We start from the raw sequence: 16,451 nt of genomic DNA, 5'->3' as shown, positions 1-16,451 counted from the left end.
CCGGCAATTGGGTTATCAAACGTCGTGACAGTGACCGCAGTGCCCGCATATTCCAGAACGGAACCCTGCATGTTCCCAACCTCAGACGTCGTGTCGCCGGACACAACCATTGTTTTTCGCGGGCAAAAGCTCAATGCTACAGCGGGATTTTCTATTTTATCTGGGGAATATGCTGAATTCCGGCTCGATGTATTTACCCCACGTACCCTCTGATATTTCTTTTTTGCGATCAAAACTCATTGCATCATACGTGCGGGTGACGTTGTCATGGACGAGTAAGTTTTCTTGAAGGCCTTGACGGAAGGTCCTGCTTTCCGGCCACCTCGGAACCGCATAGCCTCGACCATCTGCCCCAACAACAAGTACTGACTGGCCTCGCTCAAAAAACTGGCGAGTAAAGCTGTTGGGTCCACTTTCAACATGAAAAGCGCTGTATTTGTTTGGAATGCGCTTTGGAAACATTGCCAATAAATCAGTGCGCCTCATAATGAGAGAGTTGGATCTGAGGTGAACGTTGGGAAATGGTGGGATTGTATAATCCAGCCCGTGCAACGATTCGAAGGATCCAGTCGCCCCGACGGCGCCGACGGTCGGGCCAAAGTTGTTCAAAAGTTTCGCAATCCAACCGTGGGAGTTGGGTTCGGCATTAGAATTAAGTAGTCCTACGAGATCGTGTGTCAGCTCTTCTGCCGCAACTCGATACGCGCCCAAGTCAAAGTTATCGTCGTCTGTTGAGATGGCCCTATAATGGATAGCACTAAAAATCGCCTTGGCTTTGGCCAAATCGTCCGCGTTATCAAAACCTTTGAAAATAATAATTAAATCGTGGTCTGCGCCGGCGGGATGCCTTTGATAAGCGCTCACAAAGCGCTTGAAACGCAAGAGTGGTTCGGTGTCGCGTCCACGGGCTACGTATAGAAATGCAGGTCTTCCCTGAGACATCAAAGCTGCCTTGGGTTCAAGGAAATGCGATAACTCGAGGGCAAAATGTTGAAAAACTCCTCGTTGTAATAGGGGTCTTGCGTAACCATTGTGGCCCAGCGCTTACCAAAGTAAGCAGCTTCCGAGTGATCAAGCTTGGCATCGCGAGATTGCGACTCAAAGTGAGTGAGCTCGGCGAATGGAGTGTACACGGCAGTCAACCCAAGGGCGCGCACTTTTAGGCAGTAGTCAACGTCGTTGTAGCTAACAGCAAGCCCCTGTGTATAGCCACCCACCGATCTGTAAATTGAAGCACGGGTCATCATGCAGGCGCCAGTCACAGCAGAGTAGTTGCGGACCGCGCAAGTACTATAAAAATAACCTAAATCTGATCGCGGCATCCAACGCCTAACGTGATCCGGGCTACCCGAAGTAATGACCACTCCAACATGCTGAGTCGTTTCGTCAGGATATAGTAGTTTTGCGCCTACTACACCGACATGTGGTTTCGCAAACTGATCAAGCATTCTCTCAATCCAGTCGGGCACCATCGGCTCAATATCATCATTCATAAGGAGAAGGAATTCCCCTTTGGCGTGACGTGCACCCAGGTTCAGTTTCGTAGCAACGTTAAATCGAGGCTCATTAAAGGTAACCATTTTGCAATCGAATTTTTCAAGCGATTGACGTTGGCTCTCTGAAAGATCGCCGTTGTCGACGACTATGAATTCCAGGTTTTTGAAATTGGACTGCGCGATCCTTTCAATGCAGTTCACAATGAGGTCAATCTTCCGCTCGCCGATGGTTACTACATTTCCTGCTGTTGGTATCACGACAGAGACAAGGGGCGGATTTTTCCAAGTAATGTCGCTTCTATATGCGCCTAAGCCGTCTACTATAGGTCGCACGAGGCCTGCACGTCCGGTCCTGTTCAATCGGGCGGTGAGCGCGGCCACGTCGCTATCTTCAGTAATCTCATGCTCGCGCTTATGAAGTAGAACGACGCGCAAATGCTGGACGGATTTAACACTTTCAGTAAACCGCAGAACAAAGTCGTAGTTGCTCACTGACCCTTTAAAAAGGCTAATGGCGGTGGGCAAACGATAGCACGCTGCCCGTCCAATGTAGTTGAAGGACTCCAAGTAATCTGGGCTCCAATCAGGTTTGAAAAACGGATCGCTTCGACGACCATCTACTAGGACGTCCTCATCACCGTAAAGCATATCGGTGTTAGGCTGAGCATTGATCGCAGACGCGAATCTATAGAGCGCCGTACTATGCAAGACATCGCCGGCGCGGAGCCAAATGAAGTAGTTCGGACCCGTTGCATCGTCATAAACGGGAAGCATATCGACAACGGTTTCAGCGATTGCATAGCGATCATAGATCTGACTGCGCAGTGATTTTATCGTCTCCTCGCGGTCGGCGCGGCTGCCGCCTTCGATAAACACCACAAATTTGGGGAGATAGACCATCGCCCGGACATGGTTACTCAACTCCTCAAACTCAAAGACGAAGCGTTGCCTTTCTCGCAATAAAAAGCGCCTGTATTGCCGGTTGCTGTCAATAGTTGGGAGTTTCTGGTTTCGCCCCACACGAAGATAGTGCGCCAGCGGCAGTTCGTCACCGATGGTGGAACTTCCAATCTGATCTGCGTACCAGCCTGTGTCGAACTCTGGCGATGGATCACGGCACGCTTTCGAGCCACACATGGTATAATGAATAAATGGGTTTACGCCGGCTTTTTGAACGTCTGGGTAGTGAGATAGATACCAATGTGGATCGAAATACTGGTTCGGCATTCGATTTTCGTATACGCCACGACCGGCATAGTGCTCAAGCGGATCAATGCCCGCCTGTGCTACTTCCGGGTATTTTTTTAGGTACCATTGCGGATCGAACAAGCCCGATTCTTCTTTGAAGCTGGGATATGCCGATTCTTTGAAGCCGGGGTGAGCCGACGGACTTACACTTTTCCGCCCAATCGCCCGTTTTAGAACGCGTTCTATCAAGCCAAGCATCGCCGCCCTTGAATTTCAGCAAAAATACGCACTTGAAGCATGTTGCATTGCATCATCCAACTGATTTCGGACTAAGCCATAAAACTCGTTGCATGGCAAACCTTCAATATATCTTTCGCTTTACGAATGGCTGGGGGGCGCCACATTGACCAACTTGGTCGGGACAGCGGGGCCTGAAAAGTGGTGGGTAGATCGGGCTGGTTGCGGTGTCCGGTGGTGGCGCTCAACAACAGAACCGCAGATCCATAGATCAGCGAAGAGAACTAGCCATGCCCCAAGGGCAATATGGGTTCCTCGGCGGCATCGGATGGCGCCGAATCTTCGGTGTTTGCCACCGGAGGCTCAAGTGTCTGGGGCTGATCGTCAGCCGTTCCCATTGCCAATTCGGACAACGTTGCTCAAAACGCGCATCTTGCCCAACAATTCGACGAATTAGTGGCGAAATACCGCTTTCACATATCGTAATGGCGTGGTCAGCCGCATATATCGGAGCGGCGCAGTCAGCCGCCACGAATAGCTGTTTTTCAAGCTTGCGATCTCTTGTCTCGCATGTGCCAGCGCGTCATTGACAGAAGCCAGCGCGTCATTGGCGGAAGCTATCTCTTGCTGCGCTTGCGTTAATGCCTCGTTGGCAGACGTTGAAACGGTGCGCAGCTCGGCGTCCAGCTGTTCAATTCTGCGCACATTTTCCAGTGTGGTGGCCGAGAGTTGCACAAACTCGGCCTGTCGTGCTGTGGCAGGCATCAGGTTACGAGTAATATGCAATGAATTAAGTAGCTCTTTGCTTCCTGACAGAGGTTTGACTTCGGTATAGTCTAGTACCTTGAAGACGTTGCCAGTGATATGGCGCCTATTTTCTTCACCGTCGAGGACTTTCTTTCGAATGATGCAAACAGAGTTGCCAAAGGCCACTTCATCGATTTCAAGGCCTGCATCATTGACGGCGACGTCATATCGCGAAGCATAATTTTGCAATAGATTGAAGCCAACGCGGTCGTCACGCCAGAACTCTTTGTTTACTACATCGGCCAGCAGTTTCAGAAACCCCATGGAACTTAGGTCCAGGTCCGAACCACCTCCAAAGCCTTCCCAATAGGATGTGTGGAGGTCTTCAATCACGTATACCCCACCAGGCTTTACCTTCGGAAAATATAGCGCAAAAGATTGAATTACATCACTTACCAGATGAGAGCCGTCGTCAATGACAATATCAAAGGCCGCTACATCACTTGTGACTGCCTGATAAGAATTTGCGGAATTTGCGTCGCCGATCACCACGGAAATACGCGGATCTTCAAACGTTAGGTCCCGGCACTTTTCGTCAATGTCACAACCAACAATTCGCGTAGCATTCGCAAAATACTTCGCCCATATTTCGAGGGATCCACCATTTTGTATCCCGATTTCTAGAAGGGTTATGGGCCGTTCTCGGAATCGAGCGAAGTGATCATCATAGGCGCCAAAATATGTGGTCCACTTGTCTGACCCCAATCGGTCGTGGGCCTCAAAAATCTCGCGTAGCGTCGGCAGCTGCATTGCTGTTTCCTATCTTACAAAGTAAGCCATATACTTCGTGGGCCAAGGATTGCAATCAAAGAAATGCAAAACAAAGTTGGTAGATAATAAATTGCGACACTGTGAAGAATCTGCAAGTAGCGTCAGGATCTGAGCCGCCATGCTATAAAGCATCACGATCACTACTGCCGTATAAGCTGAAAGCATGGGAGGCGGTGGCTAGTATGAAGCGATTTCATTGCCATATATGAACCAGAGCCCAAAATAAACCCCGCGCCGCGCATAATCTTCCTATTCAATCGACCAGCGAAGGTGAGGTTGGGCGTTTCTTCCACTCGGCGAATCACGATAAACTTTCGTCGAAAGGCCTCGGCGCGGACACGCCCAGTATGGCGCCGCCGGAGGTGATGATGAAATTGTCGCCCTGCTTCTGAAAGGGATACCGGTGAAACATCTTCTGATGGCGGGAGGTATTTTGCTCGCGGCGGCACCAGGCGAGGCGGTACCGACGACGGCCGATGTTCCGGCTCTTGCGAAGGCTGCGGTCGCGAGACGTATCGACGTGCCGACTTCGGCAATTCACATCTTGACCGCCAAGCCGAGTTCGAAAATGCCCGGTTTCGTAGTCTGCGGCCGCATTGACGGTACTCGCGGTGAGGGCGGCGAACAGGCCCCGGAAGCGGAGCGTTTTTTCGTCATCATACCAGGCGATTTCGCCATATTGGACAAGGACGGCAAGAGCCTTATAGACACCTATTGGTCCGAAAATCACTGCGAATGAGCCTTCAGCCCCTTGCTGATCATGGCGAGTTCTTCGGGCGTGCGGCCCGATTCCAGCCGGACCCAGGTGTTCGGATTGTCAGCGGATTGGCGCTTGATGAATGTATAGCCGGTTCCGCCCCAGGTTTTGATGGAGTCGGTGAGATTGTCGAGGACCAGATCGCCGTCATTCGTCCGGGCCATCAGGACGAGATGTCCCTCATTGTGCGTGTCGAGGACCACGGTCAACAGCAGCGCCGAACGCGGCCAGCCGGCTTCTACAAGCAGCTTCTTTTTCAGAAGGACATAGTCGTTGCAATTGCCGGCGCCGTCGTCCGGGTAGGTCCACCAGTTGATGATGCCGAGCTTGTAGATTCCGTAATGATCGTTGTCGCCGATGCCCTGAATCTTGTGATTGACGAGGCTGTTGATCTGCTGCAATTGCGCTCCGCGCTCTTGGTCGATCGTGACAAATTCTTCACTCGTCTGGCCAGGTACGCATTCCGCAGGCTGCGCTGTGCAGAAGCCGGTCCAGCCGACGGGTGCACTGGCATCGGTGATGATGCGGGCAAACCGATGCGCTTCAGTGGCAGCATTGGCGACGGGTTTTGCGGTGGTCGCTGTCGAAAACAGCAGGCCGGCAACGAAGAGAAAGCTGGCTGCAACGAGGAATGAACGCATATTCGGCTCCATGAATTGGGTTCATGAAATCCGATGTGGTCAAATTTATTCAGAAGAAGATTATTCGCATTTTAGCAAAGCTACGTTTTTTGCGATCTGGGCTGTCATAAACATTGGCCCGAGCGACTGGTGTTTGAGCCGCCGTTTCGAACGGAGAGATTTGTCGTCCAAAATTGTCTGCCTGGTTCTCTTCAGAGAGGTCAATCACCGACGATGTCGACAATCTTCACCCTCACGAACTTCCCCCAGGCGGTCGGACTATCGCATAGAGAGCTCTTGATTTGACATTAGAGGAGACCCAATCCAGTGAGCCGCATTGTGGCCGAGAACAGTCATATTTTCGACACTGTGGAAACCTACCGGAAACTATTGAATAGTTCGAAAGATGCATCTCATTAGAGCTGCCAATATCACTCCTGGGAAGGCTGGTATGTACGTGAAAATATCAACATTTTGCGATCGACTGCGCGAAAAAATTCAGCCAAGTTTTCAATTCTATGAGCACTGTCCGAAAGAGGGTGGCTTCTTCGGTTGCGCTTGGGAAGCGATTCGTGAGCGGACATGAATTTCCCGCTGCAGACAATGCACCTTTCAATCTGAGCGATGCTTTGCATAACGATCAACGCGGTAATCCCCACGCTGATCTCGATTGGATAAGCAATAAGCACGTTTTTGGTATTTTCGCCGGCATATTTTCGCATCGGGATGCTTTAGAATTTGAGCGAGCGCAAATCGTGCAACGCCCCGCGCTATCGAAGACCAGGGCATGCAGATTACTAGAATACAGCATGCCGAGGTATTAAAGAGACTGGCTATGCTCGCGGCTGGCAGATAAGAGAGCAAGCTCCCGCGGGTATTTTTGGATGGCTGCAGGCAAGCTCCGACAGAGGCGTCGCTAAAGGTTGGTATGACGTGATTCATATTCCAGTTCAGATATTGTCGAGCACGGTAGAGTTCGAGCGTTACATCGAGGATTGTGTTCTGGCGCTGCGCCATCAGAACGGAGTTGGCAAGCAATACAAGCTTACCGCAAATATCGTTGTATATGAGCCGGTGCGGGCAGCCACGATTGCACGAGTCCAGGCGCTGTCAAACGATCATTTTGTAGCGAATGTTATCAGCATAGACCGAAATTGCGGCTATGGCGAAAAACAGAATTTGATATGGAGAGAGTATACGAAGAAGCTGGTCGAGCCTTTTGACGCATTCATAACCATGAATCCGGACATGATCCTCATGCCCGATGTGCTCGATAAGCTGTATTCGACCTTCATCAGTAGCGCCGGCCGTGCAAATATCGTCGAAGCTCGACAGTTTCCAATCGAGAATCCGCCAAGGACCTTTGACCGTGAGACGCTGGAGGTCAATTGGTGTAGCGGGGCCTGTATATTGATCTCCGCTGCTTTTTTTGAGCGGGCGAACGGGTTCGACGAGGCGATCTACCTTTATTGCGAGGATGTCGATCTTAGCTGGCGAGCCTGGCTGGACGGGGGTGTGTGTCTCTATCGTTACGACGCCGTTGTTGCACATATGACGCGAGGGATCTTCGAGGCGCGCTACAACTCTCATTCGGTGGCCACTCATGAATTCAACATGGCCCTGAGCCACCTGATCCTCACATGGAAGTATTTTTCGGCGAATAGAGCGGTATTTGAATCCAAGATGAAATTGTTCTGGGATAATCAGTGGATTGCTCGCCATACAAAGGAAGCCGCACTTGCTCAACTCGAGGCCGTCAAGCCGAAAATCGAACGGTTTGCCAAAACGCATCCCAGAATTGATATCCTTGATTTTGGTCTATATTCCGGCATGAGACCCAATCTGATCTGAGGTACGCCATTGAAAATCTCATTTGATGGCTATGCCCTCAGATTTCCACGCACCGGCATCGTGAATTATGGCTACGCAGTTGCACGCGGCTATCGTGAACGTCTTGCTCCTGAAGATTTCAGGATTCTCATAGGGGATCGTAATGTTACGGACCCAGAGATTGCAGCGTTTCTGCAACGCGGCGACGTCATTGCCATCTTGGAAGGGAATAGAGAAACGCTCGTCGAAAAGATCCGACGTAAGTGGGCCGGAAATTCCTTTCGAAATTATATGCCCGGCCTCGGTTCGGCAATTGCCCAGGCGACAGAGCATTTTGATGTTTATCATTGCATTGATTGGTTTTTCGAACCTCCGTCAAAGACGAGATTCAATGCGATTACTTACTTCGACTTAACGACGACCTTATTTCCTCAATTTCATGAGGAACTGAATATCACAAAAGAACGCATGAAAATGAAGCGTTTGGCGGACTTCGATCATGTATTTTGCATTTCCGCAGCAACAAGAAATGATCTTTTGAATCATGCCGATGTAAGTCCAGACAAAGTGAGCGTGAACTATATCGATGCTGATCCGATTTTCGATCGGGGTGTATTCTCTGATCGCGAGCCGTTTCTTGCGAAGTTCGGCATTCCGCCAGGTCATCGCTACTTATTGTCCGTATCGACAATTGAACCACGAAAGAACTTCCAGCAGGTCCTGGATGCGTTTGGGGCGTTCGTTCGTGCCAATTCTAGAGAGCCATATGTTTTGGTCTGCACAGGCATGTGGGGTTGGAAAAACGACGATCTGAAAGATTATCTTGCAAAATGTGGGTTTGCGGACCGCGTGATTTTTACCGGTTTTGCCGATCTGGCGGACTTACCAGCCCTATACCATCATGCGGACTGTTTTCTATATCTTTCCCTCTATGAAGGATTTGGTCTGCCTATTCTGGAAGCCATGAAATCGGGATGTCCTGTGATTTGTTCCGATACGTCATCTATGCCGGAGGTTATTGGAGATGCGGGAGTTCTAGTCTCGCCATCTGACGTCGAAGGAACGGCAAAAGCGATTGAAGCGATCGTGCATAGTCCTGCAGATGCCGATAAGATGAGGGCTGATGGTTTGATCCGAAGCAGGAATTTCTCGTGGGATCATCATCTTGATCGCTTGATGCAAGTCTATGCTCAAGCCTTATAAGTCCGGCAAGAGAGGTGCTTTGGTATGGCCTTAAAGGTTGGTTTTCTGACGGAACGATTGCTTTTGGGCTACGGTGTCGATCTCGTAGTGCATGAGTATGCGTGCTTTCTTACCAAAAAAGGCTATGACGTAAGCGTCCTTTGTCATCGGCTCGATAGTTCCGTTCCCCGACCTTATAAAGTGGTCGACCTATCCGCTGAAAAAGAACTTGTCATGACCAGCTCTGCGGCTCGCAACACAGTGACCTTAGCGGACTATTTCAACCAATCGGACAACGACGTCTGGGTCGTCAATACATCGCCATTCTATGACGTCATGCCACTATTGCGCGCGCCTGTAGTGGCTATCGAATACGGAACTCCACCGGGCCGTTTTTTTGGACTGGAAATTGGCCGCAATCTTGACGCTTCCGTCTCATATCGTTTCCAGAACATATTTCCTAAACTTCGTGCTCAGGACAAAATCCTATGCATTTCCCGCAGTATCCAGGACTGGTTGCCGGAAAGGCTACGCGGCTTGTCAAAGGTCGTCTATCTCGGCTGTGATCACTACGAAAGAGCGACGCCTGAACAAGCTCGCAAGTTCCGCGAAGATCTGAAACTTGAAGCTCATAGCGTCCTAGTTCTCTGGGTTGGGCGTGTTCAGGCCAAGAATGACGAACAGCCATACAAGGGATTCTCTGAATTTCTTGAGCTTGCCACTCGCGCGAGATCCCGACAGTCGACGCTTCGATTTGTCGTTGTTGGCAGAGGAGGAGATGACGAGACGAAACTGCTGCGTTCCCTTGGAATCGAGCCATGTCTCAATCTACCGGCTAGTCGCATGGGGGCGGCATTTGCTGGCAGTGACATTTTTGTCAGTACGTCACATTGGGAAGGGCTGAATTTGCCCCTACTCGAGGCTCAGTATCAAGGCACGCCCGTGATGGCATACAGACATGGCCCCCATACCGAGGTCGTTTGCGATAGTGAGACGGGATTTCTCGTCGATAATGCTGAAGACCTGCTGGAGAAACTATTGTTGCTTGGCAACGATGAGAACTTGCGACATCGGTTGGCGTCACGCGCTCAGGCCTTCGCAGCGGGTTTTACTTGGGAAAAGAGTGCCATTGAGTTGGAAGCTGCACTACGCGCTGCGGCTTATTCAGATAAGGATAGCGGGACAAACCAACCGGCCATTGATCTGCGTGGACGCGGGACCTTCGCATTTTTGCTGAGAGACACTTATAATCGTCATGGATTTTTGTTTTTCTTGAAAAGAGCTGCTCTTTCCCTCCGAGTCCGTCTGCGGCGATTTCTTAGATTCGGGAGTAGCTTTTGATACCCATATCACTCGACGATTTCGTGCTTTCCATTCTTGTTGGAGAGCACCATCAAGCAACGGCGGCGACATTAGAGTGCCTTGAGCAGTGGCGAGTAAGAAGCGCGATCACAGTCGATCTCGTCGTCAACCACAATTCTCAGCTCGACTACTTCACATATTTAGAGCAGGTGAGGGAGCGTCATCCAGGCAAGCATCTGCTTATCATGCATGCCGACATCTATTTTGCAGAGGACTTTCTGCATCGGTTGATCGAGCAGATTGCCCTTATCGAAGAGGCCGGCTTGTCCTGGGGACTGCTAGGTCCGGCAGGTGTCAGCTATCCATATTTCAAAATCGTTCGAAATATGGTCGATTATCATGGAATTCTTTATCCCTTCCCACATCCGTTGCCGGCAGTACACCTCGATGGTCACCTGCTCGTAATCCACAAGGATCTCGTTTTCGACTTCAATAAGGATTATCGAGGCTTCCATCACTACGACACGTTGCTTTGCATCCGCTCTTGGTCCCAGAGCTTACCCGTTTTTGTCATCAATCTTCCCCTTCGACATCTTGGTCAGGGTAATGTCGCGGAATGGCAGGAACGTTCTAAGGCGCTTGGTCGGGATTTGGGAAGGACCTATGGCAACAAGACAATTGTAACGTCGATGGGCCCGGTGGAGCTCGATGTAGAACCCGACGTAACGCGTGATTTCTACAAACAAGAGGTAGAGTCTACCCTGGCTCGCCTGTTCCATCACCGGACGTTACAGGAGGTCACGCTCGTTTTACGCTGCGACGATGCGAGCGAAAGCAGCTTCCGGGAGGCGCTGCTCAGCGTTTGCGGTCAGTTTGATAAACCGTCACGGGTGATCGTGGTGTGTTCAGACCGACTACGCCAATCTTTGGAACTGGAATGCAGCTACTTCGGCATGTTTGTTGACATTCGCGTCTTGTCAGCAGGTCCAGCGGCGATCGTAGCTTCCGAAGATGTGTTAATGGGATGCGGCGATGAGATAGCGGCGCTATTGCCGGCGTCTGGGCTGGTTTCTTTTCTCGATGCCAGCACATCCTTGTTCCCGAATTATGTTCGGGACGCGCGCCAATTTTATGTCTTGGGCGCCGGTGTTGAGAATATCGTCGCTGTCCTCGACATGAATTACGCAGTTCTCGAAAGCAACAGACAGGGTGCTGAGCTCGAGCCCAGGCTCATTGAGGGGTGGAAGACCGAGACCATTGAGGACATCGTTTCCGGCGGGATCATCCCGCTGGCTTCCTTCGTTATGCCAATCGGAACCTTCCGTTCCGTTCTTAACGATCATAAGGGCGGCGCGCTCAGCGAAAGGGTCTTTGTATTTAGGCTAGTCGCGCGCGCACCTGTCTTTTTCTTAAGGAGGCTTGGCGGTTACTTGCGAACAGCTGTCAAACAGTTGTCCGCCGACGCGGGGCCACTTGCCGAGATTGCAATCCAGGGCGAATTCTTACGCTCTTCCTATCCCTTTGCTTATCTCTGGATGAAGCAGCACGTTAAAGCAGCGTCGGTACCTGTGCAGGTACCCACTTTTGGAACCGTGCATCTCTCTCGAGAGCAGTTGCTCGTAAATAAAATCGTGCAGTATCCACGCATCGTCGATGGCATTTTCATGCTCCACGGCTTAATGAAGCGCTTGCGAAAGCGGGTCCTTATGAGATAAGCGCGAAGTGCAAACACCAGCGGCTATGGGACAGACAGGGGATATTTGATGAAAGCGGTCATTCTGGCGGGCGGATTTGGAACGCGAATAAGCGAGGAGTCGCACCTGCGTCCGAAGCCGATGATCGAGGTCGGTGGCAAGCCGATCTTGTGGCACATCATGAAGATGTATTCGCACCATGGCATCAATGATTTTATTATCTGCCTTGGATACAAGGGATATGTGATCAAGGAGTATTTCTCCAATTATTTCCTGCATATGTCGGATGTCACATTCCGCATGCAGTCGAATGAAATCGAAATACATCAGCGCAACGCTGAACCTTGGAATGTCACTCTTATCGATACGGGTGAAAAGTCGATGACGGGGGGGCGCTTGAAGCGTGTTGAGCGCTATTTGCACGACGACACCTTCTGCTTTACCTACGGCGATGGTGTTTCGGATATCGACATAACGGCACTTATTGCACATCACCGCGCTGCCGGCCGTAAGGCGACGGTGACTGCCATTCAGCCACCCGGCCGCTATGGCTCGCTACTGATCGAGAATGGCGCAGTTCACCAATTCCAGGAAAAGCCAGCCGGCGACGGCGTTTGGATCAATGGCGGTTTCTTTGTGTTGGAGCCCTCGGTCATCGATTATATCGAGGGTGATCTCACGGTATGGGAACAGGATCCCCTGCAGGCACTTGCACGCGAAGACCAATTGTCTGCCTACAAGCACACCGGCTTCTGGCAGGCCATGGATACGCTGCGCGAAAAGAATTTGCTTGAAGAAATGTGGGCGTCTGGTCAGGCTCCCTGGAAGAGCTGGTAGGCATGTTCAACAACGTTTATAGGAACCGGAAGGTTCTGGTTACGGGCCATACCGGCTTCAAGGGCAGCTGGCTTTGCCTGTGGCTGCGTATGCTTGGTGCTGAGCCGGTGGGTCTTGCTTTGCCACCCGAGACCCAGCCAAGTCACTGGGATCTGCTGGGTTTGGACATGCGATCCGAGTATGTCGATATCCGAGATCGCGTCAAAGTTCGCGAGATCGTTGAAGACAGCCAAGCCGAGATTGTTTTCCATCTTGCGGCGCAGCCTCTCGTTCGACGCTCTTACCGTGAGCCCATTGAAACGTGGGATGTCAACGTCACGGGAACGGTCAATGTTCTTGACGCGTGTCGCAATAGCCGCGCCGTCAAAGCCATCGTCTCGGTAACCACCGATAAGTGCTATGAGAATAACGAATGGGTTTGGGGATATCGGGAAACCGATCGATTGGGCGGGCACGATCCGTACAGCGCCTCGAAAGCAGCCGCTGAGATTGCGGCCGCGAGCTACCGCCGGTCATTTTTGGATAAGGGCAATCAGCTGCTTGCAACCGCGCGTGCAGGCAATGTAATCGGAGGCGGCGATTGGTCGGAGGACCGGCTTATTCCTGATTTGGTTCGTGCGGTAAAGTCAGGCCAGACCCTGGAAATTCGCTCGCCAGCTGCGACCCGCCCGTGGCAGCACGTTTTGGAATGCCTATCCGGCTACCTCATGCTCGGTGAAGCGTTGCTGTCAGGCGAGCGCAAAGCGGCGGAAGCATGGAACTTCGGCCCTGAGAAAGAGGGGAACCGCCCGGTGGAGCAGGTGCTCCAAGCCGTCAAGGCGCAGTGGGCGGCAGTGGAGTGGCATCGTTCAGCGTCGCCACAGCCGCATGAAGCCAATCTGCTTTATCTGGACAGCAGCAAGGCGCGTGAATTGCTGCGATGGCGGCCGGTTCTTTCCTTTGAGGAAACCGTTGAGATGACAGCTTCCTGGTATCAGGAGTTCATCGAAAATGAAGCGGTATCCTCGATCCGGCAGCTGGAGCAATACTGCGCGCTTGCCTCGCAGAGGGGTGTTGCCTGGTCTGAGGCTGTTGCATGAAATTGATCGAGACCGAGATTGAAGGACTGTTTATTGCCGAAACTACGGTCATTGGCGATGAGCGTGGGACGTTTTCGCGGGTCTTCTGCCAAGACGAGCTTGGTGACGCGCTTGATGATCGGGTCATCCGCCAGGCGAATATGTCGATGACGGCTGCCGTTGGTGCGGTGCGTGGCATGCATTTTCAGTATGCGCCACGTGCCGAGACAAAAATTGTCCGTTGCATTGAGGGGCAGGTTTACGATGTCGCGGTCGACTTGCGGCGCGGATCCCCAACATTCTTGCAATGGCATGGCGTCGAGCTTTCTCCTGAGAATGGTCTCGCTTTCATAATCCCCGAGGGATGTGCACATGGATTTCAAGTGTTGAAAGCCAATTCGCGCCTACTCTACCTGCATACAGAGTTTTATTCTCCGGCACACGAAGGCGGCGTTCGCTATGACGAGCCGCGGGTCGGTATAGCATGGCCATTGCCGCCAGCTCACCTTTCATCCAGGGATGCCAGCCATCCCTTTCTTGACGCAAATTTCGACGGAGTTGACCTATGAAGTGCCGCCATTGTGCAAACGAACTCAAGTTTGTCTTCCTTGACCTTGGTCACGCTCCGGCCTCCAACGACTATCTCAGTGTCGCAGACTTGACGCGCTCAGAGATTTACAACCCGTTGCGCCTTTTTGTCTGTGACGAATGCTGGCTGGTCCAGACCGACGACTATAAGAAGGCCGAGGATCTCTTTGCTCGTGACTACGCGTATTTTTCCTCAACGTCGCAAAGCTGGCTGCGTCATGCGCAAGCCTACAGCGATGCTATCGAAAAGCGCCTTGGATTGTCGTCGAACAGCTTTGTTATCGAAGTTGCGTCCAATGATGGGTATCTTCTGAAAAACTTCGTGGCTAAGGGAATCCCGTGTCTCGGTATCGAGCCGACGGACAGCACTGCGGATGCTGCCGAGAAGCTCGGCGTGCCAACGCTTAGGCAGTTTTTCGGCGCTGAAACGGCACGGACTTTAGTGAAGGAAGGCCGATCCGCCGATCTGATTTGCGGCAATAACGTTTATGCGCACGTGCCCGATATCAACGATTTCACGGCTGGGCTTGAAATCGTTCTCAAGCCCGGTGGAACGGTAACGCTCGAGTTTCCGCATTTGATGCGGCTCATGGAGAGCGTTCAGTTTGATACCGTGTATCACGAGCATTTTTCGTACCTTTCGCTTGGCGCCGTAAAGCGAATTTTTGAGCGCGCCGGGTTGCGGCTGTTCGACGTGGAGGAAATTCCCACCCACGGTGGAAGCTTGCGAGTCTATGGTTGCCGCACTGCCGACACGCGCGATACATCGCCTCACGTGGCTGAAGTGCTGCGGCGCGAGGAAGAGTTTGGTTTAAGCAAAGTCGACACCTATTTGGACTTCCAGGATAAAGCGAACGCCATCAAGGATGAGTTCCTCTCCTTTCTGCTGGAGCAGAAGAAAAAGGGTAAGATTGTCGCTGCCTATGGTGCAGCCGCAAAGGGCAACACTTTAATGAACTATGCCGGGCTGAAGACGGACCTCATTCAGTTCGTATGCGATGCTGCGCCGTCGAAGCAGGGGAAGTTCATGCCGGGCAGCCATATACCGATACTTCATCCCGACGAGCTGAAGGCCCGCAAGCCTGATTGGGTTGTAATCCTGCCCTGGAACATTGCCGAAGAGGTGGCTGGCGCGCAGTCTGTTATTCGTAGCTGGGGTGGTCAGTTTGTGGTGGCCATTCCCAAGCTGACTGTGCTGCAGTGAAGATCGCCGTATCTGGGGCCACTGGTTTTGTGGGCGGGCATGTCGTAGCCCGTCTCCTTGCCGAAGGGCACGAGATCACAGCTATAGCTCGAGATGCGAGCAAAGCTGCGAAAATGTCCTGGCCGGACAAGGTCAAATTCGTGAGCTGTGATCTGTATATCGATCCGGAATCGCTTGCTGCGAGGATGGATCGGCCCGACGTATTTGTTCACCTCGCTTGGCCAGGTCTTCCCGACTATCGTGGGCTGTTCAACCTCACGCATAATCTAGGGGCCGAAATAGCCTTGTTCCAGAGGCTTGTCGAATGGGGCGTGCCTCATTTGGTCGTCGCCGGGACTTGCCTTGAATATGGATTGCAGTTCGGTCCTTTGGCTGAAGACGCGGAAACAAGGCCGACTACACCCTACGGGCTGGCCAAGGATACGGTTCGAAAAACTCTTCAGCTGATGCAAAAAACGCAACCGTTCACATTGCAGTGGATGCGTCTGTTCTACATGTATGGGCCAGGCCAGTCGGAAAGAAGCCTCCTATCGCAGCTTGATAAAGCGCTCGCGGAAAAGCGGCAGTCATTCGATATGTCACTAGGCGATCAGCTTCGTGATTACCTTCCGATAGAGGAGGTTGCCGAGCGTTTTGCGCGTGTGATCATGCGACCAGACGTTTCGGGTGTGATAAATTGCTGTAGCGGACGCCCCACTTCAGTGTTCGACTTGGTCGAACGACATCTACGGGCGAATTCAGGCTCCATTCGACTGAACCGTGGTGTTTATGGCTATCCCGATTACGAAGCACTTGCCTTTTGGGGAATGCCCGACAAATTGAGAACGCTTGGTTTTTGAACAATAAGATCCAAGCTTTGTCCCAGCGAGCTAATGTACTT

The 16,451-nt window shown here is 51.8% G+C and carries 14 protein-coding genes; 10 read left to right on the top strand and 4 right to left on the bottom strand.

Features of this window, described 5'->3' with window-relative positions; translation table 11 throughout:
* Positions 1–156: 156 nt before the first annotated feature.
* The 3 genes from AB8B29_RS25120 to AB8B29_RS25110 all read right to left on the bottom strand — a co-directional run bounded on the left by AB8B29_RS25120 (position 157) and on the right by AB8B29_RS25110 (position 4,478).
* Entirely contained in the window at positions 157–882 is a 726-nt protein-coding gene (locus AB8B29_RS25120) for a hypothetical protein (protein WP_439006772.1), read from the bottom strand.
* A gap of 59 nt (positions 883–941) precedes the next feature.
* Positions 942–2,942 carry a glycosyltransferase gene (locus AB8B29_RS25115; RefSeq protein ID WP_081938835.1) on the bottom strand — a complete coding sequence of 667 codons (2,001 nt, stop codon included), beginning with the start codon at positions 2,940–2,942 and terminating at the stop codon, positions 942–944.
* A gap of 432 nt (positions 2,943–3,374) precedes the next feature.
* On the bottom strand, positions 3,375–4,478 hold the full coding sequence (locus tag AB8B29_RS25110; protein ID WP_051964088.1) for a class I SAM-dependent methyltransferase: 1,104 nt from the start codon (positions 4,476–4,478) through the stop codon (positions 3,375–3,377).
* A 424-nt stretch (positions 4,479–4,902) separates the two neighbouring features.
* On the opposite strand from AB8B29_RS25110, the gene AB8B29_RS25105 reads away from it, so the two are divergent.
* A complete protein-coding gene (locus tag AB8B29_RS25105) occupies positions 4,903–5,238 on the top strand; it encodes a hypothetical protein (RefSeq protein ID WP_113108437.1) in 336 nt (111 codons plus the stop codon).
* Here AB8B29_RS25105 and AB8B29_RS25100 read toward each other — a convergent pair.
* On the bottom strand, positions 5,226–5,897 hold the full coding sequence (locus AB8B29_RS25100; RefSeq protein ID WP_113108438.1) for a transglutaminase-like cysteine peptidase: 672 nt from the start codon (positions 5,895–5,897) through the stop codon (positions 5,226–5,228). The two genes, AB8B29_RS25105 and AB8B29_RS25100, sit on opposite strands and share 13 nt — an antisense overlap.
* A 912-nt stretch (positions 5,898–6,809) precedes the next feature.
* Between AB8B29_RS25100 and AB8B29_RS25095 the strand changes: the two genes are divergently transcribed.
* Genes AB8B29_RS25095 through AB8B29_RS25055 form a run of 9 tightly spaced genes read left to right on the top strand, consistent with a single transcriptional unit; the run spans position 6,810 to position 16,410 of the window.
* On the top strand, positions 6,810–7,727 hold the full coding sequence (locus tag AB8B29_RS25095; RefSeq protein ID WP_051964086.1) for a hypothetical protein: 918 nt from the start codon (positions 6,810–6,812) through the stop codon (positions 7,725–7,727).
* Between the two features lie 9 nt (positions 7,728–7,736).
* Positions 7,737–8,909 carry a glycosyltransferase family 4 protein gene (locus AB8B29_RS25090; RefSeq protein WP_081938834.1) on the top strand — a complete coding sequence of 391 codons (1,173 nt, stop codon included), beginning with the start codon at positions 7,737–7,739 and terminating at the stop codon, positions 8,907–8,909.
* Positions 8,910–8,933: 24 nt separating this feature from the next.
* Positions 8,934–10,229: a glycosyltransferase family 4 protein gene (locus AB8B29_RS25085; protein WP_081938833.1), complete on the top strand. Its 1,296-nt coding sequence runs from the start codon at positions 8,934–8,936 to the stop codon at positions 10,227–10,229.
* A gap of 23 nt (positions 10,230–10,252) precedes the next feature.
* Positions 10,253–11,905 (top strand): hypothetical protein, encoded by a 1,653-nt coding sequence (locus AB8B29_RS25080; RefSeq protein WP_156143679.1) that lies wholly within the window; start codon positions 10,253–10,255, stop codon positions 11,903–11,905.
* 48 nt (positions 11,906–11,953) lie between these two features.
* Entirely contained in the window at positions 11,954–12,721 is a 768-nt protein-coding gene (gene rfbF, locus AB8B29_RS25075; protein WP_037199665.1) for a glucose-1-phosphate cytidylyltransferase, read from the top strand.
* 2 nt (positions 12,722–12,723) lie between these two features.
* Complete coding sequence (rfbG, locus tag AB8B29_RS25070; RefSeq protein ID WP_197072840.1) at positions 12,724–13,800, top strand: CDP-glucose 4,6-dehydratase; 1,077 nt, start codon at positions 12,724–12,726, stop codon at positions 13,798–13,800.
* Positions 13,797–14,348 (top strand): dTDP-4-dehydrorhamnose 3,5-epimerase, encoded by a 552-nt coding sequence (gene rfbC, locus AB8B29_RS25065; RefSeq protein ID WP_037199663.1) that lies wholly within the window; start codon positions 13,797–13,799, stop codon positions 14,346–14,348. Before rfbG ends, rfbC begins: the two co-directional genes overlap by 4 nt.
* Entirely contained in the window at positions 14,345–15,571 is a 1,227-nt protein-coding gene (locus AB8B29_RS25060) for a class I SAM-dependent methyltransferase (RefSeq protein ID WP_037199658.1), read from the top strand. The genes rfbC and AB8B29_RS25060 overlap by 4 nt, the downstream gene beginning before the upstream one ends.
* A complete protein-coding gene (locus tag AB8B29_RS25055; RefSeq protein ID WP_037199657.1) occupies positions 15,568–16,410 on the top strand; it encodes an NAD-dependent epimerase/dehydratase family protein in 843 nt (280 codons plus the stop codon). Before AB8B29_RS25060 ends, AB8B29_RS25055 begins: the two co-directional genes overlap by 4 nt.
* Positions 16,411–16,451: the final 41 nt, after the last annotated feature.

The sequence above is a fragment of the Rhizobium sp. 11_C7_N12_5 genome (assembly GCF_051811145.1).
GTDB classification, from domain to species: domain Bacteria; phylum Pseudomonadota; class Alphaproteobacteria; order Rhizobiales; family Rhizobiaceae; genus Rhizobium; species Rhizobium lusitanum.
Note: the sequence above shows the minus strand (reverse complement) of the source record. Positions and strands in the feature narration are given on the sequence as shown.

Coding starts and splice junctions, on each gene's coding strand:
- AB8B29_RS25060 (WP_037199658.1), top strand. CDS start 14,345: ATGAAGTGCCGCCATTGTGCAAACGAACTCAAGTTTGTCTTCCTTGAC.
- AB8B29_RS25115 (WP_081938835.1), bottom strand. CDS start 2,942: ATGCTTGGCTTGATAGAACGCGTTCTAAAACGGGCGATTGGGCGGAAA.
- rfbC (WP_037199663.1), top strand. CDS start 13,797: ATGAAATTGATCGAGACCGAGATTGAAGGACTGTTTATTGCCGAAACT.
- AB8B29_RS25110 (WP_051964088.1), bottom strand. CDS start 4,478: ATGCAGCTGCCGACGCTACGCGAGATTTTTGAGGCCCACGACCGATTG.
- AB8B29_RS25100 (WP_113108438.1), bottom strand. CDS start 5,897: ATGCGTTCATTCCTCGTTGCAGCCAGCTTTCTCTTCGTTGCCGGCCTG.
- AB8B29_RS25085 (WP_081938833.1), top strand. CDS start 8,934: ATGGCCTTAAAGGTTGGTTTTCTGACGGAACGATTGCTTTTGGGCTAC.
- rfbF (WP_037199665.1), top strand. CDS start 11,954: ATGAAAGCGGTCATTCTGGCGGGCGGATTTGGAACGCGAATAAGCGAG.
- rfbG (WP_197072840.1), top strand. CDS start 12,724: ATGTTCAACAACGTTTATAGGAACCGGAAGGTTCTGGTTACGGGCCAT.